Origin of the sequence: Nonomuraea sp. NPDC049684 (assembly GCF_044465345.1) — a bacterium.
Taxonomy (GTDB): Bacteria; Actinomycetota; Actinomycetes; order Streptosporangiales; family Streptosporangiaceae; genus Nonomuraea.
In genome coordinates this window covers 463470-485544 of the sequence record NZ_JBITLO010000005.1, presented here as the reverse complement: position 1 = coordinate 485544, position 22075 = coordinate 463470, and the positions used below count along the sequence as shown (strand labels likewise).

Here is a 22075-nt window from a genome sequence, read left to right as displayed (position 1 = left end):
CGGCTACAGGTCGGCGGGGTCTGGTTCGTCCTCGTCGCCGTACTGGGCCGGGGTGAGCGGGCCGCGCGTCCTCGCCGGCTCGCGGTCGGGGACGCGGACCCGCCGGACGGGCTCGGGCTCCCCCGGCACCCGGACGGTGAGGCCGGGGGCGAGCAGCTCGACGTCGGCGTTCTCGGGAGTGCGCCGGGCCCGCCAGGAGGCCGCCACGGCCAGGGCGAGCAGCAGCTCAGCGGCGCCCCCGCCGTAGAGCATGATCTCCGCCGCGCCCCTGAGCTGGTCGGACGGCGCCGGCAGGGCCAGCCGGCCGGCGTACATGGCCCCGGACAGGCCCGCGTGCACGGCGACCGCCACCCCCACCACGGCCAGCCGCACCGGCACCGGCGGGCGGCGCGGCGCGGGGTCGGGCCCGGCGACGACCCAGGCGAACAGGTAACCGGCCAGCAGGAGGCAGGCGTGCACCGGCGGCGCGGGGGCGAGGCCGTACAGGGGCGTGCAGTACAGGGCCGCCATGCCGCCGGCGCTGAGCGCCAGCGCGGTCCACGGGTTGGCCGCCAGGTGGACGGCGGGCCCGCGCAGCGCCCAGGTCAGGCGGCGGGCCCGCGGGACCGGCAGCGAGCGCAGCAGCAGCGTCACCGGCGCGCCCAGGGCCAGAGCCAGGGGCGCCAGCATGCCGATCAGCAGGTGCTGCATCATGTGGCCGCGGAAGTCGGTCGCGGCCAGCGCGGCCACGGGATCGGTGAGCGCCACGGTCACCAGCGCGCAGCCGCCGGCGAAGCTCGCGGTACGCCACCGGCTCCACGCCGTCCGCCCGGCCAGCACCACGTACGTCACCAGCACGACCAGCGCCGGCGCGGCCCAGAACCCGCTCAGGGGGTGATGATGCGGCACGGATCGATCACCTCGCCCATGTGTCGCGACAGCCGCCCGCCGAGGACCGGCGGCAGGCCCGTGGCGCCTCCCACGTGATCCACTATTCGAGCGGGACGCAGGGCCGGCCCGGCGGGACACCCCTCTTTGCGGGCCGCTTGCCGAATCTCGATCCGGCCTTTTCCCCGTCCGGGTCTCCATGGGTAGGTCTCACGGGATGGCGAAAAGGCTCTTTCCCCGCTCGATCCGCGGGCGCCTGACCACGCTCGCGACATTGGTGGCGGCAGTGGTCCTGGCCGTCACGGGCACGCTCGCCCTCACCCTCGGCCCGGACAACCTGCACGGGCTCGTGGAGACCCGGGTGGAGCTGGCCGTGCGCAGGGTGGCCAGCGAGGCCCGCACCGGACAGCTCCCCGCGTCGCTGGAGGCCCCGGCCCGGGTGCAGCTCCTGCAGGTGGTCGACGCCGACGGACGGGTGCTGGCCACCAGCCCCGGCCTGCACCCCGGCCAGCGGCTGTCCGGCATGCAGGTGGCCAGGCCGGAGACCCTCTACAGCGCCGAGAGCACGCTCACCGGCCTCAGGGACGAGAAGGAGGCCCAGTACCTGATCATGGCGATCCAGGTGCACACCCCCGACGGCCGGCTCGTCACGGTCTACGGCGCCTCCTCGCTCAGCGACGTCAACCGGGCGCTGTCCTGGCTGAACGCCATGGTGTTCCTCGGCACGCCGATCGCCCTGGTGCTCGTCGCCGGGATCACCTGGGTCGTGGTCGCCTCCGCGCTGCGCCCGGTCGAGCGCATCCGCGCCGAGCTCGCCGAGATCACCGGCCGCGACCTGAGCCGGCGCGTGCCCGTCCCCGACACCGGTGACGAGATCACCGACCTGGCCGCCACCACCAACCACACCCTCGACCGGCTGGAACGCTCGGCCGAGACCCAGCGCCGTTTCGTCGCCGACGCCTCCCACGAGCTGCGCAGCCCCATCTCCGCCCTGCGCACCCAGCTCGAGGTGGCCAACGCCTACCCCGACGAGACCGACTGGCCCGCCACCGGCGCCCGCGCCCTGGCCGCCGCCGAACGCCTCACCGGGATCATCGACGAGCTGCTCCTGCTGGCCCGCCTGGACGCCGGCGCCATCCCCGACCGCCGCGTCGTCGACGTGTGCCGCCTGGCCGAGGAGCAGGTGCGCCGCCGCGAGGGCGGCAAGATCCCCATCGTGGTGGACGTGTGCGCCCAGGCTCCCGTCCTCGGCTCGCCCGTGCAGCTCGACCGGCTGCTGACGAACCTGCTGGACAACGCCACCCGGCACGCCGCGCACCGGATCGACCTGAAGGTGTGGGTGGAGGGCGACCACGTCTGCGTCTCGGTCACCGACGACGGCGACGGCATCCCGCCCGCCGACCGCGAGCGCGTCTTCGAACGCTTCACCCGGCTGGAGGACGCCCGCCGGAAGGAGAAGGGCGGCAGCGGGCTCGGCCTGCCGCTGTCCCGCGAGATCTGCGTCTCGCACGGCGGCACGCTCAAGGTCGCCGACCACGAGCCGGGCGCCCGCCTGGTGGCCCGCCTGCCCCTGCACCGCGAACAGGATCCCGCCGGCGACTCACCGCACCGGAGCTGAGACCCGTCGCGCCCGGTCAGGAAAGGCCGGAGGCCCCGCGCGGCGGGACCTCCGGCCCGGAGATCACTTGATCATCGTGATGCGGTCGGCCGCCGACGGGCTGATCGGCGAGTGCGCGGTCAGATACGCCGTGAACGCGTCCAGGTCGACCGGCCCGCTCCACGTGTCCGTGCTCTGCGTGAACACCGAGAAGCCGTCACCGCCGCCCATCAGGAAGTTGTTCGCGGCGATCTTGATCGACTGCGTGTCCGTGACGGGGGCGCCGTTGAGCTTGACGTCCGACACGCGCGACCCCACCGGCTTGGTGGTGTCGAAGGTGTAGGTCAGCGACGACGACACCTGGAGCATCCGGTGGTTGATCGCGCCCGTCGCCGGGTTGGGCGTCCAGACCTGCTGCTCCAGCAGCGCCTTGAGCTGCGCGCCCGTGTACGTCCGCACCTGGACGATGTTGCTGAACGGCTGGACGGCGAACGCCTCGCCGTAGGTGACGACGCCGTCGCCCTCGGACCCCGACTGCGCGTACGTCAGCGAGGTGCGGATGCCGCCCGGGTTCATCAGCGCGATCTCGGCCCCCGCCGGCTTGGCCGCCTCCAGCTGGGAGTCGGCGATCAGGTCGCCGAGCGGCGTCTCCGGCCTGGTGGTCGCCGCCGAGGTGTTGGTGACGACGTTGGTGATGTCACCGGTGATCGAGCCGATCTTGCGGTTGGCCACTTCGGCGCTGCGCGTCCGCCACGTCTGGACCTGGGCCTCGACCTGCGGGTCCGGGGTGACCGTACGGGCGACGACCTTGTTGTCCGCGGTGACCGAGGAGCGGACCACGTCCCGGGTGCGCTTGTCGACCCGCAGGTCGATCTGGGTCAGCACGCGGCCGAAGGACGAGCCCTGCGTGTAGTAGCGGTCCTGGCCCGCCGGGTCCTTGGTCTTGCAGATGTAGGCCTGGTGCGAGTGGCCGCTGATGACCAGGTCGATCTGCGGGTTCAGCTCCCTGGCGATGCGCGAGCCGGCGTTGGCGGTGTTCGCCGAGCACGCGTCCGGGCTCTGGTTCGGGGTGGTCGAGTCGCCCTCGTGCATCAGGACGACCTGCGCCTTGACGCCCCTGCGCGCCAGGTAGGCCGAGGCCCGGTTCGCCGCGGCGACCTCCTCGGTGAACTGCAGGCCCTTGATGCCCTCCGCGGTGACGATGGTCGGCGTGGTCGCCGTCACCAGGCCGATGAAGCCCACCTGCACGCCGTTGATCTTCTTGACGTAGAACGGCGGCAGGGCGTACTGGCCGGAGCCCTCCTTCAGGACGTTGGCGGCGAGGAAGTCGAAGTCCGTGCCCTTCCACTGGCCGGCGGGCGAGCAGCCGTCCACCGGGTGGCAGCCGCCGTTCATGAGGCGCTGCAGCTCGGCGTACCCCTCGTCGAACTCGTGGTTGCCGGCCGCGGTGGCGTTGAGCCCGAGCGAGCCGAGCACCTCCAGGGTGGGCTCGTCGTGGTAGGCGGCCGAGATCAGCGGCGACGCGCCGATCAGGTCGCCCGCCGCCACGAGCAGCGTGTTCTCGGTACGCGCCTGCTTGACGTACGTCGCCAGGTACGACGCGCCGCCGGCGATCGAGTACTTGCCGCCGGGCAGCCCGGTCAGCGAGCCGTCGGCGTCGATGAGGGGGCCGTCCGGGTCGAGGATGCGGCTGGAGGAGCCCGACGGCGGTTCGAGGTTGCCGTGCAGGTCGTTGATGCTCAGCAGGCGGACCGGGACGGTCGGCCCGCCGTGGCCGTTTCCGTGGCCGTTTCCGTGACCGGCCGAGCCGCTGGTCGCGGCGACCGCGGGCGCCATGGCCAGGGCGATCCCGGCCGCGGTGGCGGCGCCGGCCGTGCACAGCCGGAGGAGGGTGCGTGACGTCATGAGAGGGACGTTACGACGTCTCCCTATGCAACGAATGTCGCAAAGGTAACGATTGACCGGGGCAGCCCATGGCATTGTTCGCCATTGGTACGCCTAGAGTTCCTTATGTGGGTGCACATGTGAAGATCTGCGAACGGCTCGACGACGACGAGGTCTCCCAGGTTCTCCGCATCGTCGAGGCGGCGACCGAGACGGACGGGGTCCGCCCGCTCAACGAGCACGTGATGCTCCATCTCCGGTACGGCGGCGATCCCCGTGCCCGCTCGCTGCTGCTGCACGCCGACGACGGCGCGCCCGCGGGCTACGCGCACGTCGATCCGACCGACGAGGTCGAGGGGCCGAGCGCGGAGCTGGTCGTCCATCCCGCCTACCGGCGCCAGGGCCACGGGACGCGGTTGCTGCGGGCCGTACTGGAGCTGACCGGCGGCAGTGTGCGGCTGTGGGCGCACGGCGACCACGCCGGAGCCGGGGCGCTGGCGGCGTCGTTCGGCTTCGACCGGGTGCGCTCGCTGTGGCAGATGCGCCGCTCGCTGTCGGCCCCGCTGCCGCCCTACACGCTTCCGGAAGGTGTGGAGCTGCGCACGTTCGTCCCGGGCCAGGACGAGGAGGCGTGGCTCAAGGTGAACGCCGCCGCCTTCGCCCACCACCCCGAGCAGGGCGCCTGGACGCTCGACGACCTGCACCGGCGCGAGCGCGAGCCCTGGTTCGACCCCGAGGGCTTCTTCCTGGCCGTCCGCGGCGACCGGCTCGCCGGCTTCCACTGGACCAAGATCCACGGCTCGTCCGAGCACGGCCACGAGCCGCTCGGCGAGGTCTACGTCGTGGGCGTCGACCCCTCCCAGCAGGGCACCGGCCTGGGCCGGGCGCTCACCCTGGCCGGCCTGGCCCACCTGCGCTCGCGCGGCCTCGCCCACGCGATGCTCTACGTGGACGAGGCCAACACGGCCGCGATCAGGCTGTACGAGTCCCTGGGCTTCGCCCGCTGGGACGTGGACGTGATGTACGCCGGCGGATAGCCCCCGGCGTGCCACTCCACCGTCAGGCCCTACTCCACCATCAGGTGGAGGACTGCGTAGGCCAGCGCCGCCACGAGGGCCGCCGCCGGGATGGTGAGCACCCAGGCGGTCACGATGTTGCCGGCCACGCCCCACCGCACGGCGCTCAGCCGCTTGGTCGCGCCGACGCCCATGATCGCCGTGGTGATGGTGTGGGTGGTGGAGATCGGCGCGCCGAACCCGATCGCGGCTCCGTACAGGACGGTGGCCGCGGCCGACTCGGCGGCGAACCCCTGGGGCGGGTCGAGCGCGATGATCCGCCGGCCGAGCGTGCGCATGATGCGCCACCCGCCGGCGTACGTGCCGAGCGAGATCGCACCGGCGGCGCTCAGGATGACCCACTGCGGGATCCCCTCGCCGGGGCTGGCGTACCCGCCGACCGTCAGCGCGAGGAAGATGACGCCCATCGTCTTCTGCGCGTCCTGCAGGCCGTGCCCGAGCGCCATGGCGGCGGCCGAGACGGTCTGGGCATAGCGGAAGCCGCGGTTCGTCCTGCCCGGCTGGCTGTTGCGGAAGATCCAGTAAATTGCGATCATGATCAGCGCGGCGAGGCTGAACCCGATCAGCGGCGACAGGATCATCGGGATGACGACCTTCTCGACGACGCCGTCCCAGTGCACCACGCTGGCCGAGGCCAGCGCGGAGCCCACCAGGCCGCCGATGAGCGCGTGACTGGAGGAGGAGGGCAGCCCGAAGTACCAGGTGATCAGGTTCCAGACGATCGCGCCGATGAGCGCCGCGGCCACGACGACCAGGCCGTGCGGACCGTTGGGAGCGTCGATGATCCCTTTTCCGACGGTCTGGGCCACCTGGGTGCCCAGGTGGGCGCCGATGAAGTTCATCGCCGCGGCCATGAACAGCGCGGCCCTGGGAGTGAGCGCCCGGGTCGAGACGGAGGTCGCGATGGCGTTCGCCGCGTCGTGGAACCCGTTGGTGTAGTCGAAGGCCAGGGAGATGACGACCACGCCGATGACGAGGGCGAGCGTGAGGTCCACTGGGCCTAGCTTTCCTTGACCGCGATCGACTCGACGGTGTTGGCCACGTGCTCGAAGGCGTCGGCGGCCTCCTCCAGGGCGTCGACGACCTCCTTCATCTTCATGACGGTGAGCGCGTCGTACTCGCCGCTGAACAGCTTGGCCAGCAGCCTGCGGTAGACCTGGTCACCCTGGTTCTCCAGGCGGTTGACCTCGATCCAGTACTCGTTGAGGTTCTTCATGGAACGCAGCCGGGGCATCGCCTCGGCGGTCAGCTCGGCGGCGCGTTCCAGGACCTCGACCTGCCGGACCACGTCCTTGGGGAGATGGTCGATCTGGTAGAGGACGATGAGGTCGGAGGCGGCCTCCATCGCGTCCATCACGTCGTCGAGGTTGGAGGCGAGGCGGTAGATGTCCTCACGGTCGAACGGAGTGATGAAGCTCTCGTTGAGCCGGTTCATGATCGCATGGGTGCGTTCGTCACCGGCGTGCTCGCAGGCGCGCATCTTCTCGGCCAGGGCTTCCCTGTCCGATCCGTCACTGATGATCTCGACCAGCAGACGGGATGCCGTGACCAGGTTGTTCGCGGAGTCGGCGAACAGGTCGTAGTAGCTGTCCTCACGTGGCGTGAGACGCAGGCGCACGTCGTTCTCCAGATGTGCGGGGATGGTCCGTGGAAGAGGGTACGGGTTACCAGGCGAAATGCGAACTTCATGTCCCCTTCGCCTTCTGGCTACCCTGCGTATGTTGTGCGACACCGGCGTCCGTTGTAGTTTGGCCGCTTTTTGCAGGGAAATCCGGCCGGTGACGTGGCCTGTTGTCGGGTGCGCGGAGGGCTCATCCTTCCGCGACGTTCCCTAAATGTTCACCTGTTGTTCACTCAAATCTTCGTCCGGTGGAAGTTCCTGAACGACCGGGACGGAGTCGGGCCCCGCTGCCCCTGATACCGGGACTCGTACTTGGCGGATCCGTACGGGTGCTCGGCGGGCGAGCTGAGCCGGAACACGCACAACTGCCCGATCTTCATCCCCGGCCACAGCTTGATGGGCAGGGTCGCCACGTTGGACAGCTCAAGCGTGACGTGCCCGCTGAAACCGGGATCGATGAACCCGGCGGTCGAGTGGGTCAGCAGGCCCAGCCGTCCGAGCGAGCTCTTCCCCTCCAGCCGCGAGGCCAGATCGTCGGGGAGCGTGATCACCTCATAGGTGGAGGCCAGCACGAACTCCCCCGGATGCAGGATGAACGGCTCGTCACCGGACGGCTCGACCATCCGCGTGAGATCCGGCTGCTCGACGGAGGGGTCGATATGGGGGTACTTGTGGTTCTCGAAGACACGAAAGTAGCGGTCGAGCCGTACGTCGATGCTGGACGGCTGGATCATGTCCTGGTGGAAGGGGTCTAGGGCGAGCCGGCCGGAGTCGATCTCAGCAAGGATGTCACGGTCAGATAGCAACACGGTGAGCCAACTTACCGTCCCGGCCGGAAAAGGTGGGGCGTTGGGTTTGCTGTTGGGGGGCAAGTTTCCGCTACAGTGGGGGGCGCGTACTTCGGTTCGTGCGGGTGTAGTTCAATGGCAGAACATCAGCTTCCCAAGCTGACAGCGCGGGTTCGATTCCCGTCACCCGCTCCAACTCCTCCTCCGTTCGGCGAACGCCACCCACCCATCGCCTGCCCACACAGTGGGCCTGCCGCCTGCCCGAGTCGCCCTCGCTTCGCCCGGACCGTCCTTCTTGGGGCTTCGCCAGATGGCGAGGGACTCCCGCCCCTCGAACTCCCCACCGCTCGGCCCGCTTCTTCGTCGGCCTTCAGCGCTTCGTACGCTCGCTCAGGGGACGGCGATGACCCGTCACGCTCGCCGTGGCCTTGCGGTCGTCTCGCGCTTCGAGCCGCCGATCGACGGCGTTGGTGATCGCCTCGCCGGCTCCTCTGACCGCGTGCTGGTAGATCATGGCCGCTCGGACGTTGTCGTGCCCCATGCGCGCCATGAGGTCCCTGAGGCCCGCGCCGGACTCGGCCCGCCAGCATGTTGCCCGTGTGCCTCAGGTCATGGAAATGAAGCCCTGGCAAGCCCATCTCCGTGACGACGTCCACCCACCGCGTACGGGTGTTGAAGCCACTCCGGCGCATCGGTCCGCCCTTGGCTGCCGGGGACATGAGCGCGCCCGGCTCGTCCTGGCCCAGGGTGTCCATGTACTCCCGGAGGATCGGGACGATGCCCTGCGGGATGCCCACCGTCCGGCGTCCGGCCTTGGACATGCCCAAGCCGCCGCACAGCTGTCCAGCTCCATGCACGAAGACATGCACGCCGGAGAGATCGAGACCTCGATCCTGCTGCACGCCTGCCCGCAAGTCATCCCCCCGGGCCATGAGAACGCTGACCACGTGACCAACGAACGACGACACCTTCTGACCGAGGGCATGCAGGCGAAGAACGGCGTCATCGGCCGCCCCATCCTTCGCGACAGCCGCAAAGGGCAAGGCCGTGCTCGACTCGCTCACGGCAGGGCTTCGCCCACGTGATGAACCTGCTCCTCAGTCACCGAGCGGACACAGCGTGAGCACTGCGGCGGCGCGGCGCGCCGCCGCACCCCCCGGCCCTCCGCCCGCCGACGTCCGGGCATGCGGCCTGGGGGCGGTCCCGGCCGCCGGCGGCCTGGGCCGCGCACTCGTGTTGTGGCGCGGCGAGCTTCAGCGCAACTTTCAAGGAACCCAGCAGCGAGCCGAAAGCGCCTTTTCCCGGTACCCGCCATCGCCGTCTGCCTCGACGAACCATGCGTTCCGGTCGGGAAGGACGCTCACGACCTCGTGCAGTTCGGTGCCCACGTAGTGGAGGGCGACTCCGTCCTCAGTGGCGTATCCCGCCGGCAGCCTCCCGGTGCCCACGAGTTCGCGGAACCGAGCCCGCCGGGGCTGATCGCCCAAGTCATCATGGACGCCATTGCTGAACGGCAGGAATCCCAAGCCGTCATTGAGAGCATCGAGATCGTCGCCGAAGGAGTCGGTCACACCGCCCGTGTGCCAGCACAGGCTGCCCGCGCTCTGACCGGCCAGTACGACGCCCTTCTCCCAGCACTCCCGCAGGAGTTCATCAAGGCGGTGCGCCCGCCAGACCGCCAGCAGGTTCACCACGCTCCCCCCGGACACGAAGATCACATCCTGGGCAAGGAGGTGCGCCCGCACGTCGCGCACGTTCGGCTGCGTGAACAACTGGAGATGGGACAAGTCCGCGTCACCGAACGCCGCGGCCCGCGCGTACCAGCCGTCGATGAATTCCCGCGAGTCACCCACCGCCGTCGCGATGAGGCACATCCGCGGCTTACGCACACCAGCCAACTGCCTCGCCTGCCATATCTGAACGCCGACGTGCCGAAATCCCTCAGGCGGATACAGCACCCCGGAACAGGCCAGGATTTGCGAGTCTCTGATCATGAACACGCATCTTTCAACTGGGACGGGTCACACGCAAGGAGCCCTTCGTAACTCTCACCCGCTTCATGCCTCCGGCGGGGCCTCGGCTCCGGGATGAGCGCATGAGCACGAGCAGAGGCCCGTAGCTGGTCGAGGTGGAAGCCTGATCATCCCGCCCACCGTCGACCCGGGACAAGCCGAGCGGGCCAGGGCCACGGGGCGATCAGACAGGGGAGATGCGCGCGGTGCACCTCAACATGCACAATGCGCTCGTGGAAATCGTTGGTGCGACCGCCGAAGTGATCACCGTGAAACTGGGTCCGGACGACGCCCTCGCGATCAACAATGCTCTCAACGAGGTCTGTAACGGCGTTCATCTTGACGACTGGGATTTCCAGACTCGCATGGGCGTCGAACGCGATCAGGCTCGGACTGTGCTGCGCGCCATCAGCGACTCGATCGCCGCGATGCGGGAACAGCGCTTGGCGGAGGGGAAGCAGTGGTAGAGCGGCAGGTCGGAGGCTGATGACCGGGCCATTAGGGGCCATCAAGAGGGGTGATGAGTGGTCAGTCACGGTCACTCGGGACCAGCTCACTGCTCAGCTCAGCGCCCCCACAGGCAGCTCTGGTGGTTTCCGACGCATCCTGAGGGAGCCCGCGATCGGCCGCTATCGGTCGCCAGTGGCCTGAGCTGCGAACCCCGAAGAGGCAATCGAAGGCTTCATAGTCTCTGCCGACCAACATCTTCAGCGAGATGGCAGCGCACCACGCGGTCTCACCGACATCGAGTTCGGGAGTCCATGTGCGGCACTCGATGAATCCATGGATGTCGGTTCCCATGCCGAGATCTTGTTGTCCGCACAGCTGGCCTGTCCATTATTTTTGATCAGGAGTCACTCTCCGGCGGGCTAGAAGCGGGTGAGGGAGACGCCGGGAAACCACCCGAGACACCACCAAGAGAAGCTTCCGCATCCTGATACGGCACCTGTCAGACGTGATCCACCAGGCCCATGGCAACTGGACATCGACAGGCCCCAGTAGCTTGGCGCTTATGGGGGAAGAACATCCCGGCGTTCAACCGGTGCAGTGGCCAGAGCGACGCAAGGACGTGCTCGAGTCACTGCGAGCCCTGAGTGACCGCGAGTACCAGGACCGACACTGGCGGTCCGGGAAAGGATCGCCCGACCTCACCGCTGCCGTGCACTGGCTCATCGACGACACCTTCATCGACCAACACGCCGCACGAGCACTGATCCCTCATCTCCTCATCGATCACCGAGAAGCCGAACTCGTGCAGGCGGTGGTCGACGCCCTCTTGCAGGTGCTCGATCACCTCGGCCCTACCGCTCCGGACAACGCCTACCTCGACCATCCTGGGTGGATCAACGTCCTGAACTCGGCCGGCGCCGCCTACCTGGCCTTGTCGTCCGACAACCGCGGATCGTGACGAGACCTCGCGCAACGCGCCCTGGCACAAAGGAGCGTCAGGCAGGGGAGAACGTACGGATTCGCAGTCCGGAAACCGTCGCTGCCGCCTGCTACTTTCTCGGTCCATGGACCATGAGACCTGGACGATCGAAGACCACCTTGAGGGCAAGCCCGACACATCGGTGGCCCTGTACCGCGAATTCGTCAGGCTGGTTGCGGCATGCGGCCCCTTCACGTATGCGGTGTCCAAGAGCATGATCACCGTCAAGGGAACACGTCGTGGATTCGCCGGAGCGAAGCCGGACGCGCGAGGGCTCCGAGGTTACTTCGACATCCAGCGCACGATCAGCGACGACTCTCGCATCACCAGCGTGGCTCCGTACACGAAGCGGCTGTACGTTCATTCCTTCCGAATCTCTGATCTCGCTGCACTTGATGAGGAATTCGCCGGCTGGCTCCGCGAGGCGCACGAAGTGGGCCAAGGCGGACACCTGGGAGCTCCACGAGAAGGCCAGCCCTGACACGAGGCGTGAAGCTTCTGGTCAATGGCTGCGGTTCCCGAGCTGACGGCGCGGGTTCGATCCCCGTCACCCGCTCTTGGAGAGCCCAGTTCGTCGCTTCGAGCGCGGTTGCTGTGTTCGGTCTTTCGCGCCCGCTGTGCGCCCCTTCACCAATGTCGGCACCGGAACCCCTCGGGATCCAGACGGCCAAGGCCGCAAGATCCGCACTAGCATGCGGCGATGGACTGGGGCGCCTTCGAGGACGCATGGCATGACAGCGCATGCCGCACCCTGAGTGATCTTGCAGGGGCGTGCCCCGGCGAGCGGCTGTACGGCGCAGCCTTCCACCTCTTCTACATGGACGACGTCCAGATCCTCCCCCCTGCCCTGGCCGCCAACACTGAGGCAGCGGTGCACGAGGACCATGGGCACTCGACGCGGTTCACCCCGCCGGAGTGGCGGTGGGACGTCCTGGACGTCCCGAGCAATGCGATGTCGCCGTGGTATCACCGTCTCGCCGAAGAGCATTTGGCGCCCACCGCCTCCGAGGCTGATCGGTATGCGGCGTTGAACGCGCTCGATGCGGCGCACGACTCCGCGATGGCCCACGTCTGCAAAGCGATCACCGCGACAGCGCGCCGGGGCGACCTCCACGGCTCACTTCCGCCCGAGTTCGTCGTCGTCATCCTCGAAGGGCAACGCGGGGATGAGGAGGCCGGGCTGATCCGGAAGAGCGTCGACCCGCAGGTTCTTCCGACAGTCCCCGAACTGGCCGAGTACCTACGGCAACTTGAGGAGGGTTGAGCGCCTGTCCAGCTCGGCGCCCCTCGGTGCAGTCGCGATCACCCGCCCTCCAGGACCTCCGGCTCGGAGGGGGCGTGCCCGTTGCGTGCCCGTTCGGGCGGCGATCAGCGGGGAGTCACGGGGATTCGACGGCACTCCAACGCTCACACCTCCACCGCCGCTACCAGCTGAAACGGCGGTCTTGAAGGCACTCCCATCACCTCTTGTGGCCGGCAGGCGCCTGGCTACTGGCCGCGTTGGACGAGTGGTACATGAACACCTACCAGCCGGAGATGAACATTCGAGTCGACATGCTGCCCTTCTTGGCGATGATGATCATCTCCACGTTCGTCTGCGTCCCGCTGGCCTTCCTTCGCCGACGGACGTAGTCGCGCGTCGCCGGGCAGACCTACTGGTCTCATTCGTCGTCCTCGTCGCCCGTGTACGCCTCGTACAGCTTGCGGCGGAGGAGGTCGGTTCGGACGGTCAGGGCGCCGAGGAGTTCCTCATCGCTCAGCCCGTCCGTGGTTCGGAAGGCCCATGAGGAATGGCCTTCCTCGTCGAGGCACTTCACGAGGACTATCGCGCCCAGAGCGGTCCAGCCGTCGGGAAGCGGGTAGACGTCGAGGCCGTTCAGGGCCTGGCCTACGGGTACTTCCCTTTCCTCTGTCACAGGGCCTCCTGATGGCTGGTGGCGGCACGAACCGGGATGTGCTGCTCAAGCGCGTCGCGGCGAACGGCGAAGCCGCTGTGCCGGAGGCATTCGACTTCCCCGGCGCGCGGGCAGTGGTAGATGTCCGAACAGCCGCAGTCGAAGAGCACGGGCAGGGGGTCAGGCAGGGCGGCCACGTCTCAGATGATGTGCCGCCGGCTCCCCGCCGCGCAACCGCTTTGATCTCCGAACGGCAGCAGGTCTCAGCGGACGCCTACGGAAACAGGTCTCCAGGCCAGAAGCGGCCCCTCGAAAGGCGCCTCATTCCGCCAGCCGCTGCTGAGCGGACTCCCATGGCCGCAGCTCACCGTCTTCGTCGGCGCCCTCTTCGTACCAGCCCGTTTCGGAGAGCCAGGTCTCCAGCCACTCGGTCAGGCTCTCCGAGTCGGCATACCAGGCGTGGTGCCAGTCATCGCCGACCCCGTTCGGCTCGAAGAGCAGTACGGCGCCCTCGGGGCTGCGGCAGTCCACGGCGGCGTACATGCCGCACCCCCAGTCCAGGACGGGCAGGACGTCCGCCGGCCAGTGCGCGTCAGCGCCGGGTCCTGAGGTCTCCCGGATCTTGCGGTATTCGTTCACGGCGGTACGTCCTTCTCCGGCGAGCGGGAGAAGCTGGTAGTCGGGGCCGAAGCCGCCGTTGGCCACCTCGCGGTAGAGCCGGGTGAGCAGCGGAGGGAGTCGAAAGCCCAACGCGCGTTCCGCCTGTGCCACCTCCTCCGCCGTCGCGGGAGGAGGAAGGAGCTCCGTGGTCTCGCACGCCTTCGCCGACACGCGCCGAAGGAGATCATCGCGGTCCGTCATGACGGTGATCTTGCCATCGGCTCACGCCCTGGAGTGTTCCGGATCCCGGGTGATCCTCGTTCCCACGTCTTCTCCCTGGCAGATCGCCTTCATCACGCCCGTCGCCGCCACGTCGAACACGTGCATGACCAGCCCTTGTTCGTTGGCGAGGACGAAGGCGCTCTGGTCCATCACCCGCACCCCTGCCGCCAGAGCCTCTCGATAGGTGAGGTCGGTGTACCGCTTGGCGTCCGGGTTCACGTTCGGGTCGCTGTCGTACACCCCGTCGACCCCGCGCTTGGCGACCAGCAGCGCGTCCGCCTCAAGCTCCAGGGCCCGCTGGACAGCCGGATAGTCCGTCGTGACGTACGGCTGGCCGATGCCACCGGCGAGCAGGACGATCAGCCCGCGGCGAAGGTGCCGGTCGGCGCGCAGCCGGATGAAGGGCTCCGCGACGCTCTGCATCGGCACTGCCGTCATCACCCGCACATCCGTCTGCGACCGCGCGGTGAGCACGCCACGCAGCATCAGCGCGTTCATCACCGTGCCGAGCATGCCGATGTTGTCGGCTTCGGCGCGGCCGATCCCCCAGCCGTCGGCCATCCGGCCGCGGAAGTAGTTGCCGCCGCCGATGACCACCGCGACCTCGACGCCCAGCGTACTGACGGAGAGGATTTCATCCGCCAGCTGAGCGAGACTCGCCGGATCGCTTCCCCAACCGGCATCTCCGGCAAGCGCCTCGCCGCTCAGCTTCACCACGACCCGTGAGTAACGACTCATCCCGTTCCCTCCACGGCCGCGCCCTCGGCGACCCGATCAAGGATACGAGGCGCACCCTCGCGAGGAACGTCCGACTGCGGGTGCCTCGACGGCCGCCCCCTTGGCATGATCCACAGCATGCGAACTCGGATGTTCTTCGTACGTCACGGGGACTCCCGCCACAAGCAGGAGGGCGTGATAGGCGGCCCGAACGGATGCCGCGGCCTCACCGACACCGGACACCGGCAAGCAGCACAGCTCGGGCGGCGGATCACCGCGGAGATCGGCGACGACACGACGGCGATCTACTCCTCGCCCCTGCCCCGCGCCGTGCAGACAGCCGCCGCTCTCCTCGACCGTGAGCTGGAAGCCGAGCTTGCGGTAGAAGTCCTCGGGGCCGCCTTCCCCTGGCTCCCACGTGACGTACAGCCGCGTGCCGCCACAGGCCGGACCTGAAGTCGACGCCCTTGCCGTTCCAGTCGATGTCCAGAAACGCCATGAGGAAACCGGCGGGACGATCACCGTCCAGGATGAGGCGCGGCCAGGCCACCTGCGGCTGCACGTAGGCCTCCGCGAGGGACTTCGCCACCGGCGACACGAACCGCTCCTGATCGGGACGGACCTTCACGGCGAGGGCCATCTCGACGTTGGCAGGGGTGATGGGCGCCAATCGTAGGGACCTGTTCATGGGAGAACCCTGGGGCGGAGATCGTCCTGCCCACGTGGCCCGGCGGGTTCGGGGGGCGGGGTCAGCTGTGGAGCAGCCGGGTGAGCGGCTCGCGCACGTCGGCGGGGTAGAGGCCGAGCCGCCCGAACTCGGCGGCGCTCGCCCACCTGAGCTCGAAGGTGTTGTCCGGCCCGTGGTCCACGGCTTCGTCACCGGAGAGCGACGGGACGCCGAGCACGTCCCGCATGAGGAAGTAGAAGGCGGGCCGGCCGTTGTGCGAGCCGGCGAAGAGCAACCGGTCGATCGTCGCGGTGAGCGTCGTCTCCTCGTGGAGCTCGCGGACCGCGGCGCTCTCCGGCGACTCGCCGTCCTCCACGTGGCCTCCCGGAAGAAGCGCGTAGTGGTGCCCGGGACACGGCTGCCCTTGTCGCCCTTTGGCGGTGCAGATGCCGCAGGCGACGCCGGCGCCGCGCCGGAAGTACCGCTTGATGACCAGGACCCGGCTGCCGTCGACGACCACGGCGACCGCTCGGGGGATCGACATGAGACGGATCATACGATCCGGCCCTGACCCCTGACCCGGTCGCGACGCTCCAGTGGCCCCGGGAAGCGGTCATTCGGGCGGGGCGCCGAACACGTATGAGCCGGGGGCGTCCGGGTCGTCGCCGGCCCAGAACTCGGTCCAGTGGAGGCGGAACTCCTCGCGTGAGAGGTGGCCGTCGCCGTCCAGGTCGAGGCGGGGGAAGATGTCGTCGGTGGCCGAGGGCGCGCCGTTCCACGTCTCGATCAGCGCGCCGTACTCCGAGCGGGAGATGAGGCCGTCGCCGTTGAGGTCGATGGCCTCGAACATCGCGTCGGCGGTGCCGGTGACCGCGTCGGTCATGTCGCCGAGCACGTCGACCACGCTGAGCACCTGGTCGAGGGAGACGCCGGCGTCGCCGCCGGAGGCGGCCCGGAGCACCGGCCACCAGCCGGTCATGACGGAGGTCAGCCGCTCCGGGCCGGCCGGCCCCGCGACGGCCGACCAGCGGTGGGCGAGCGCCTGGAAGTCGGCCTGGGTCAGCCGGCCGTCGCCGTCGACGTCCATCGCCCGGAAGACGCCGCCGACCTTCTTCCGCTGGAACTCACTGGCCACATCTGCCTCCACTCCTCGGGGAGACCCAATGCTGTCGAGTGATCACTTATCGTGACCATAGTCGTTTGAGTGACTAATCCGTTACGTAGGGTGGGGGGTCAGGTGAAGTGCGCGCAGCGGGCCTGCCCGGCGCCCGGCACGGTCACCCGTACGTCGTCCACCTCCACGCCGCGCTCGGCGGCGGTGGCGGCGGCGATCGTGCAGACGAGCTGCCCGGTCGCCGTCCGCGACAGGCCGGCGCCCTCGGCCGGGACGAACGCGTCGTCGCCCACCTGGACGGCCAGCTTCTCCGGCAGCGTGGTGACGAAGCCCCGCTCGCCTTCCTCCGCGGTGGGGCCGCCGGTCAGCAGCCCGACGGCTTCGGCGGCGTCCAGCGGGGCCCTCGGGGCGGGTGACGGGCACGAGACGGTCGTGCCGCACGAAGTACAGGCTGGTCCCCTGGATGAAGCCGCGCGGCGCCTCGCCGGCGCGGATCACGCCCGTGGGGCCCACTCCGCAGGCCGCGCAGGCGGCCAGGACCAACGCGAGCGGCCAGGCCCTCACGGACGGTTCCTCGGCAGGGTGAGGGTGAAGACGGCCCCCGGGCCGGGGGCCACGGTGAGGTCGCCGCCGTGCAGGAGGGCGTTCTCGCGGGCGATGGCCAGCCCCAGGCCGCTGCCCTCGGAGCGGGTCCGCGCGAGCTCGGCCTTGTAGCAGCGCTCGAAGACGTGCGGGAGCACGTCGGCGGGCAGGCCGGGCCCCTGGTCGGAGACCTCGACGGCGACCGCCCGACCGGTGGCGCGCACCTGGACGGCGACGGGCGGCGCGCCGTGCCGCAGCGCGTTGCCGACGAGGTTGGCCACGATGACGTCCAGGCGGCGCGGGTCGAGGGGAACGCGGACGTCCGGCGACGGCAGGTCGGCGGTGACGTCCGAGCTCCAGCCGCGGGAGCGCAGGCAGGCCGCGACGGCGGCGCCGACGTCCACGTCGTTGAGGTTCAGCGCGGCGGCCCCGGCGTCGAAGCGGGAGATCTCCATCAGGTCGTCGACGAGCGCGGGGAGCCGGGCCACCTCGGCGGTGATCAGCCGGGCGGCGGTCCCGGCGTCGGCGTCCAGCCGGTCGGCGCCCGCTTCCGTTCATGACATGGAGCGGACGGGCTCCTCACAACGGCGGGCCACGGTGTTGGGCAGCCCGCCGACCCATTGGAGGAAACCGTGTTGATCAGCAAGCGGCGTCTCGCCGTCCTGGCCGCCCTGCCCGTCCTCGCCCTGAGCGCGGCGTGCGGGACGCAGAGCCTCGCCGGCTCGTCCAGCCCCGCGCCGACTCCGGCAAGCCGAGCTGGCACGAGACCGCGGTGAAGTTCGCCGGATGCATGCGCGAGAACGGGATCGACATCCCGGACCCGGTCAAGGGGCAGGACCTCGACACCAGCGCCGTCAGCAAGGTCACCCAGGCCAAGCTCGACGCCGCCATGAAGGCGTGCAAGGAGTGGGACTCGGCGCTGCTCGGCGGCTCCGAACCGGCCACCCCCGAGGAGGACGCCAAGTTCGCCGCGTGGGCGCAGTGTCTGCGCAAGGGCGGCGTCTGGCAGCCCGTCACCAAGGACGAGACGAAGCCGGCCGGGTTCAAGCAGGTCAAGCCCGGCTCGGCGGCCGAGAGGCAGGTCTTCGAGGGCTGCGACCTGCTCCGGCCGCCCGCCCCGTACGAGGAGAACTGACCACCCCGCACCCCGCCAGGGAAGGGTTGGCGGGACCCCGGCCGGCTCCGGCTCCTGGCCCTCAGGAGCCGGAGCCGGCCGACCCTGGGGGCTACCCTGGGCGCATGGGTCATGCGAAGACGTCGTTCGTCTGCCTGCCTTGCCGGGCCTCGTACAAGCAGCCCTACCCGCTGCCCGGTGACCGAGGACGGTCGTGCCCGCGGTGCGGCGAGCCGCTGATCCACGTGGGTTCCGCCTTCGCGGCCCCCCGGCGGCGCGACACCGCGGCCTGGCGGGTGCTCTCGCTGCTGCTGCACGCGGGCGTCGGCTTCCACAAGAGTTGCTGCGGCGGGCCCGGCTACCGGCCGCGCACGCTCGGCGCTGCTCGCGCGCGGATGGCGCACGCGCGGGCCACCGGAGAGCCGTTCGCCAAGGCCCTGATGCGTTCCGAACTGCCCTAGGACGGCCCGTATGACCATCGACGTCCGGACGCTGCTGCCCGTCGCCGAGCGGGCCGCGTCGATCGCCGGCGAGATCATCACCACCCGGGCTCCCGGCGTCGTCACCGCCAAGGGCGACCGCGACATGGCCACCGAGGTCGATTTCGCCGTCGAGCACGCCGTACGCGAGTTCCTGTCGAAGGAGACGCCCGAGCTGGGCTTTCTCGGCGAGGAGGAGGGCGCGAGCCGGCCGGGCCGGGGCCTGACGTGGGTGCTCGACCCCGTGGACGGCACGGCGAACTTCCTGCACGGCATCCCGCTGTGCGGGGTCTCCCTGGGCCTGGTCGACGGGGACGTGCCGCTGCTCGGCGTCGTCGGCCTGCCGTTCCTGGACGTCCGCTACTCGGCCGCCCGGGGCGCCGGTGCGACGGCCGGCGGATCGCCCGTCCGGGTCAGCGGCGCCAGGGAACTCCAGGACGCCGTCGTCGCCCTGGGCGACTACGCGGTGGGCGAGGACGCGGCCGAACGCAACCGCCCCCGCTTCGCCCTGACCCAGGAGCTGGCCGCGCGCGTCCAGCGCGTCAGGATGCTCGGCTCGGCCGCGATCGACCTCGTGTGGGTGGCCGACGGCAAGGTGGATGCCAGCGTCATGCTCAGCAACAACCCGTGGGACACCGCGGCGGGCGTCGTCATCGCCCGCGAGGCCGGAGCCCTGGTTCTCGACCTCGACGGCAGCCCCCACGACCTGTCCTCCGGGGCGACCGTCGCGACGAGCCCCGCCCTCGCCGCCGACCTCCTGAAACTCCTCACCGTCGCCCGCTCCCGCGGCGAGCCCCCGGAATAGGGCCGTCCGGCGTCGGCGAGGCATTCGCTTAGGTCGGTCCGGGCGTCGGCGAGGCTTCCGCGCAGGGCCGCCCGGCGACGGCGAGGCATTCGCGCAGGGCCGTCCGGCGTTGAAGCAGGACCGGGCGGTTCCCGGGGTCCGCTTCAGCCGCCGGTGTTGGGCTGAGCTCCGTGGGCCGCGTGCAGTTCGCCGAGTCGGCGGCCGATCTCCTCGCGCACCGGGTCGTGCCGCGGGCCGAGGGCGAATCGCTCGTCGGACCAGCTCTCGGGCGGATACAGCCACACCGGCCGGCCGACCAGCCGGGCCGGTTCCCACTCGTACCGCGGCCAGACGTGGGCGTGCAGGAAGGGGTCGGTGTTGCCGAGGATCTCCAGGTTCACCCGCCGGAACCCCGGGTCCAGCGCGCCGCAGGCCCGCTCGACCGCCTCGCCGAGCAGCTCCATGTCCGACAGGAACGCCATCCGCCTGGCCCGGGGCAGGTCGGACAGCCGTTGGACGCCGGGCTCGTCCGTCAGGAGAACCGAGTATCCCGGCAGGAACTGAGTGTCACCGATCACGGCGAAGCCGGCGTCCAGCCGCCTGAGCACGGTGGGATTCCGGCCCGCCAACGCACTGCCGATCCGGTCCTGCCGCCAGTCATCGCTCATGACGCCCGACCCTACACACGGCCCGGAGCTCGCCGGCGAGCCGGTCGGCGTCCCCGGCCCGGCGCGCTCAGGACAACTCGCCGACCAGCGCGACGACATGCCCTCCACCGCTGGTGCACCGCCAGACAGGCCCGCGATCCTCCCCTCCGACGTGCAGCCCACGGTCGTGCGCGGGGCAGACGGGCCACACCGTCCAGGTGAGCCCCATGAGGGTCTCCTGGACCGCCTCGGCGAGGGACAGCAACGCTCGCTGCGGGTCGCTGCCCCCCTTCCGGCGGGATCCCGTTGCCGTGGTAGGAACCCTCGTACTCCACCTGCGCGTCGTGACGCCCGCGCAAGGGATCGGTGATCAGGCGTAGCCGGCCGGTGATCCCGGCAACCCGGACGTCGCGTTCCACGACCTCCAGCGCCTGCTCCAGCGTCGTCCACAACTGGGGGTCGACGGCGAAGCCCGGACGGAAGTCGATGTCGTCGAGAAGACCCTGCCCCAGCCGGGCCAGATCGGCGGCGCTCGGCCGGGCGGCGGAGGACTCCAGGAGCTCCCGCGTGGTCGCAGTGCTCAGACCCCATTCCTCCAGCAGGGAGGCCAGTTCCAGGACGGGGGCGGCGTCGAGGCCGCCGTCCCGCAGAGCCACGTAGACGCGGCTCCCCAGCTCGTGGGCTTGCTCTTCAACAGGATGCACACCGCAGTATCCTCCGGCCCGGTGGCGTGCCCTATGGCAGGACGATGGAGCCGCTCCACTGGGTGCTCGCGTCGGAGTAGACCCCGCGCAGTTCGCCGTCGAAGTACGGCGAGAAGCTCTTGTCGTAGCGCAGGTCGCCGTCGGTGTCGGCGACGCTGATGGTGATCGCGTTGAGGTGGCCCACGCGACTGCTCTTGTCGTAGCGCAGCAGCCAGGAGGAGCCGAGGGAGCCTTCACCGGGGAACGGGGAGTCCACGGCGGCGAGTTCCTCGGCCTTCAGGCCGGGCGCCTGGGCGGCGGAGGTGCGTCCCGAGAAGGTTTCGAGGGTGTCGCCCGGCTGCGGGCGGGAGCCGTCGGGGTGGACGCCTGCCGGGAAGCCGAAGACGTCGACCGAGGAGTCGAGCGGCTGGTTCCAGGCCAGTCCCTGTCCGCCGACCTGGTCGACCAGCCTGCCGGTGTCGGTCAGCTCGCCCGCGGGTGAGGAGGTGACGCCGTTGTGGACGGTGACGAAGGCGTAGTCACGGTCGTGGTCGCCGTACGCGGGGAAGTCGAAGTGGGTGAAGAGCTGCTTGCCGACGTAGAGGCCGGACGGGGCGGCGCCGGCGGAGTGGCCGGGGACGAAGACCCACTTGCCGAGAGCCGCGCCGTACTGCTGGTCGTACCCGCAATGGCCGGCGGTGGCCACGAGGTTGCGGTACTGCGACTGCATGGCGGTGCCGGTGCACCAGTGCGGCAGGCCGTCGGCGCCGACGAAGAACACCTTGCCCGAGCTGACGGGCCCCTTGCCGGCGTCTCCGGCGCCGTCGGGCGGGAGCACGGGCGGGACGGTGCCGGGCTTGCCGTCGGCAACGACCGTACCGCCGAGGATGACCTCGTCGATGTCGGTCTGGACGGCGTAGGGGGTGGCGTCCGCCAGGTTGGCGCCGCCGTTGCCCAGCCAGAACGCGGCCACCTCGACGGCGGACGTCTGCGTGACCGCCAGCGGGTAGCTAGCCGTGCCGGCCGCTCCGGCGGCGGGCGCGGCCGTGAGTCCGGAGACCAGGAGGCCGGTGGCCAGCACGCCCAGCATTGTCTTCATCCAGCCTGCTCCACTCTGCTCGGGGGGTTACGGCTTTTCGAACATACGATCGCCGTCGAGGGCTGACGCTACCTGCCGAACTCAAGATGATCAACACTTTCGACAGCCGGCTGTCAACCCGACCCCCGCGCACGAGCC

28 protein-coding genes and 1 tRNA gene are annotated in these 22075 nt (G+C 70.0%); 12 read left to right on the top strand and 17 right to left on the bottom strand.

The window, feature by feature from the left end:
* Positions 1-3: 3 nt before the first annotated feature.
* Positions 4-888 carry a cytochrome c oxidase assembly protein gene (locus tag ACIBST_RS19560; RefSeq protein WP_397173280.1) on the bottom strand — a complete coding sequence of 295 codons (885 nt, stop codon included), beginning with the start codon at positions 886-888 and terminating at the stop codon, positions 4-6.
* A gap of 256 nt (positions 889-1144) precedes the next feature.
* Between ACIBST_RS19560 and ACIBST_RS19555 the strand changes: the two genes are divergently transcribed.
* Positions 1145-2485 (top strand): sensor histidine kinase, encoded by a 1341-nt coding sequence (locus tag ACIBST_RS19555; protein ID WP_397173278.1) that lies wholly within the window; start codon positions 1145-1147, stop codon positions 2483-2485.
* A 63-nt stretch (positions 2486-2548) separates the two neighbouring features.
* On the opposite strand, the gene ACIBST_RS19550 is transcribed toward ACIBST_RS19555, so the two are convergent.
* Positions 2549-4369, bottom strand: a complete 1821-nt coding sequence (locus ACIBST_RS19550; RefSeq protein WP_397173277.1) for a bifunctional metallophosphatase/5'-nucleotidase — start codon at positions 4367-4369, stop codon at positions 2549-2551.
* A gap of 107 nt (positions 4370-4476) precedes the next feature.
* Here ACIBST_RS19550 and mshD point away from each other — a divergent pair, with 107 nt between their 5' ends.
* Positions 4477-5385, top strand: a complete 909-nt coding sequence (gene mshD / locus ACIBST_RS19545) for a mycothiol synthase (RefSeq protein ID WP_397173275.1) — start codon at positions 4477-4479, stop codon at positions 5383-5385.
* A gap of 29 nt (positions 5386-5414) precedes the next feature.
* On the opposite strand, the gene ACIBST_RS19540 is transcribed toward mshD, so the two are convergent.
* From ACIBST_RS19540 to dcd, 3 genes are all read right to left on the bottom strand, one after another.
* Positions 5415-6419, bottom strand: a complete 1005-nt coding sequence (locus tag ACIBST_RS19540; RefSeq protein ID WP_397173273.1) for an anion permease — start codon at positions 6417-6419, stop codon at positions 5415-5417.
* 5 nt (positions 6420-6424) lie between these two features.
* Positions 6425-7042, bottom strand: coding sequence for a DUF47 domain-containing protein (locus tag ACIBST_RS19535; protein WP_106243913.1), 618 nt, complete (start codon positions 7040-7042; stop codon positions 6425-6427).
* A 236-nt stretch (positions 7043-7278) separates the two neighbouring features.
* Positions 7279-7854, bottom strand: a complete 576-nt coding sequence (dcd, locus tag ACIBST_RS19530) for a dCTP deaminase (RefSeq protein ID WP_364326571.1) — start codon at positions 7852-7854, stop codon at positions 7279-7281.
* 100 nt (positions 7855-7954) lie between these two features.
* Between dcd and ACIBST_RS19525 the strand changes: the two genes are divergently transcribed.
* Positions 7955-8028: transfer RNA gene (locus ACIBST_RS19525), tRNA-Gly, on the top strand.
* A gap of 175 nt (positions 8029-8203) precedes the next feature.
* Here the strand turns inward: ACIBST_RS19525 and ACIBST_RS19520 are convergent.
* A complete protein-coding gene (locus tag ACIBST_RS19520) occupies positions 8204-8374 on the bottom strand; it encodes a hypothetical protein (RefSeq protein ID WP_397173559.1) in 171 nt (56 codons plus the stop codon).
* On the opposite strand from ACIBST_RS19520, the gene ACIBST_RS19515 reads away from it, so the two are divergent.
* On the top strand, positions 8346-8918 hold the full coding sequence (locus tag ACIBST_RS19515; protein ID WP_397173271.1) for a creatininase family protein: 573 nt from the start codon (positions 8346-8348) through the stop codon (positions 8916-8918). The two genes, ACIBST_RS19520 and ACIBST_RS19515, sit on opposite strands and share 29 nt — an antisense overlap.
* Positions 8919-9098: 180 nt before the next feature.
* Here ACIBST_RS19515 and ACIBST_RS19510 read toward each other — a convergent pair whose 3' ends face one another.
* On the bottom strand, positions 9099-9827 hold the full coding sequence (locus ACIBST_RS19510) for a Type 1 glutamine amidotransferase-like domain-containing protein (RefSeq protein ID WP_397173269.1): 729 nt from the start codon (positions 9825-9827) through the stop codon (positions 9099-9101).
* A 215-nt stretch (positions 9828-10042) separates the two neighbouring features.
* Between ACIBST_RS19510 and ACIBST_RS19505 the strand changes: the two genes are divergently transcribed.
* From ACIBST_RS19505 to ACIBST_RS19490, 4 genes are all read left to right on the top strand, one after another.
* On the top strand, positions 10043-10312 hold the full coding sequence (locus ACIBST_RS19505) for a hypothetical protein (protein ID WP_397173267.1): 270 nt from the start codon (positions 10043-10045) through the stop codon (positions 10310-10312).
* Positions 10313-10857: 545 nt separating this feature from the next.
* Complete coding sequence (locus ACIBST_RS19500; protein WP_397173265.1) at positions 10858-11253, top strand: hypothetical protein; 396 nt, start codon at positions 10858-10860, stop codon at positions 11251-11253.
* 106 nt (positions 11254-11359) lie between these two features.
* A complete protein-coding gene (locus ACIBST_RS19495) occupies positions 11360-11755 on the top strand; it encodes a DUF5655 domain-containing protein (RefSeq protein WP_397173264.1) in 396 nt (131 codons plus the stop codon).
* Between the two features lie 219 nt (positions 11756-11974).
* On the top strand, positions 11975-12538 hold the full coding sequence (locus ACIBST_RS19490; RefSeq protein WP_397173262.1) for a hypothetical protein: 564 nt from the start codon (positions 11975-11977) through the stop codon (positions 12536-12538).
* Between the two features lie 397 nt (positions 12539-12935).
* Here the strand turns inward: ACIBST_RS19490 and ACIBST_RS19485 are convergent, their stop codons facing one another.
* From ACIBST_RS19485 to pyrH, 4 genes are all read right to left on the bottom strand, one after another.
* Positions 12936-13190 (bottom strand): hypothetical protein, encoded by a 255-nt coding sequence (locus ACIBST_RS19485; RefSeq protein ID WP_357967010.1) that lies wholly within the window; start codon positions 13188-13190, stop codon positions 12936-12938.
* Positions 13187-13366: a hypothetical protein gene (locus ACIBST_RS19480; RefSeq protein WP_397173260.1), complete on the bottom strand. Its 180-nt coding sequence runs from the start codon at positions 13364-13366 to the stop codon at positions 13187-13189. The genes ACIBST_RS19485 and ACIBST_RS19480 overlap by 4 nt, the downstream gene beginning before the upstream one ends.
* Positions 13367-13490: 124 nt before the next feature.
* Positions 13491-14030, bottom strand: coding sequence for an SMI1/KNR4 family protein (locus tag ACIBST_RS19475; protein ID WP_397173258.1), 540 nt, complete (start codon positions 14028-14030; stop codon positions 13491-13493).
* A gap of 21 nt (positions 14031-14051) precedes the next feature.
* Positions 14052-14768 carry a UMP kinase gene (gene pyrH / locus ACIBST_RS19470; protein ID WP_397173256.1) on the bottom strand — a complete coding sequence of 239 codons (717 nt, stop codon included), beginning with the start codon at positions 14766-14768 and terminating at the stop codon, positions 14052-14054.
* A gap of 150 nt (positions 14769-14918) precedes the next feature.
* On the opposite strand from pyrH, the gene ACIBST_RS19465 reads away from it, so the two are divergent.
* A complete protein-coding gene (locus ACIBST_RS19465; RefSeq protein WP_397173254.1) occupies positions 14919-15224 on the top strand; it encodes a phosphoglycerate mutase family protein in 306 nt (101 codons plus the stop codon).
* 293 nt (positions 15225-15517) lie between these two features.
* On the opposite strand, the gene ACIBST_RS19460 is transcribed toward ACIBST_RS19465, so the two are convergent.
* From ACIBST_RS19460 to ACIBST_RS19445, 4 genes are all read right to left on the bottom strand, one after another.
* Positions 15518-15979 (bottom strand): NUDIX hydrolase, encoded by a 462-nt coding sequence (locus ACIBST_RS19460; RefSeq protein WP_397173252.1) that lies wholly within the window; start codon positions 15977-15979, stop codon positions 15518-15520.
* A gap of 69 nt (positions 15980-16048) precedes the next feature.
* On the bottom strand, positions 16049-16570 hold the full coding sequence (locus ACIBST_RS19455) for an EF-hand domain-containing protein (protein WP_352355651.1): 522 nt from the start codon (positions 16568-16570) through the stop codon (positions 16049-16051).
* Between the two features lie 98 nt (positions 16571-16668).
* Positions 16669-16842: a hypothetical protein gene (locus ACIBST_RS19450; protein WP_397173250.1), complete on the bottom strand. Its 174-nt coding sequence runs from the start codon at positions 16840-16842 to the stop codon at positions 16669-16671.
* 267 nt (positions 16843-17109) lie between these two features.
* Entirely contained in the window at positions 17110-17619 is a 510-nt protein-coding gene (locus ACIBST_RS19445) for a sensor histidine kinase (protein WP_397173248.1), read from the bottom strand.
* 209 nt (positions 17620-17828) lie between these two features.
* Here ACIBST_RS19445 and ACIBST_RS19440 point away from each other — a divergent pair, with 209 nt between their 5' ends.
* The 3 genes from ACIBST_RS19440 (at position 17829) to ACIBST_RS19430 (ending at position 19529) form a co-directional block, all read left to right on the top strand.
* Positions 17829-18266 (top strand): hypothetical protein, encoded by a 438-nt coding sequence (locus ACIBST_RS19440; protein ID WP_397173246.1) that lies wholly within the window; start codon positions 17829-17831, stop codon positions 18264-18266.
* A gap of 104 nt (positions 18267-18370) precedes the next feature.
* Positions 18371-18706, top strand: coding sequence for a hypothetical protein (locus ACIBST_RS19435; protein ID WP_397173244.1), 336 nt, complete (start codon positions 18371-18373; stop codon positions 18704-18706).
* A 10-nt stretch (positions 18707-18716) separates the two neighbouring features.
* Entirely contained in the window at positions 18717-19529 is an 813-nt protein-coding gene (locus ACIBST_RS19430) for an inositol monophosphatase family protein (protein ID WP_397173243.1), read from the top strand.
* Positions 19530-19672: 143 nt separating this feature from the next.
* On the opposite strand, the gene ACIBST_RS19425 is transcribed toward ACIBST_RS19430, so the two are convergent.
* Together ACIBST_RS19425 and ACIBST_RS19420 are read right to left on the bottom strand one after the other, a co-directional pair.
* Complete coding sequence (locus ACIBST_RS19425; RefSeq protein WP_397173241.1) at positions 19673-20176, bottom strand: HIT family protein; 504 nt, start codon at positions 20174-20176, stop codon at positions 19673-19675.
* A 714-nt stretch (positions 20177-20890) separates the two neighbouring features.
* Positions 20891-21937 carry a trypsin-like serine peptidase gene (locus ACIBST_RS19420; RefSeq protein WP_397173239.1) on the bottom strand — a complete coding sequence of 349 codons (1047 nt, stop codon included), beginning with the start codon at positions 21935-21937 and terminating at the stop codon, positions 20891-20893.
* Between the last annotated feature and the right edge of the window lie 138 nt (positions 21938-22075).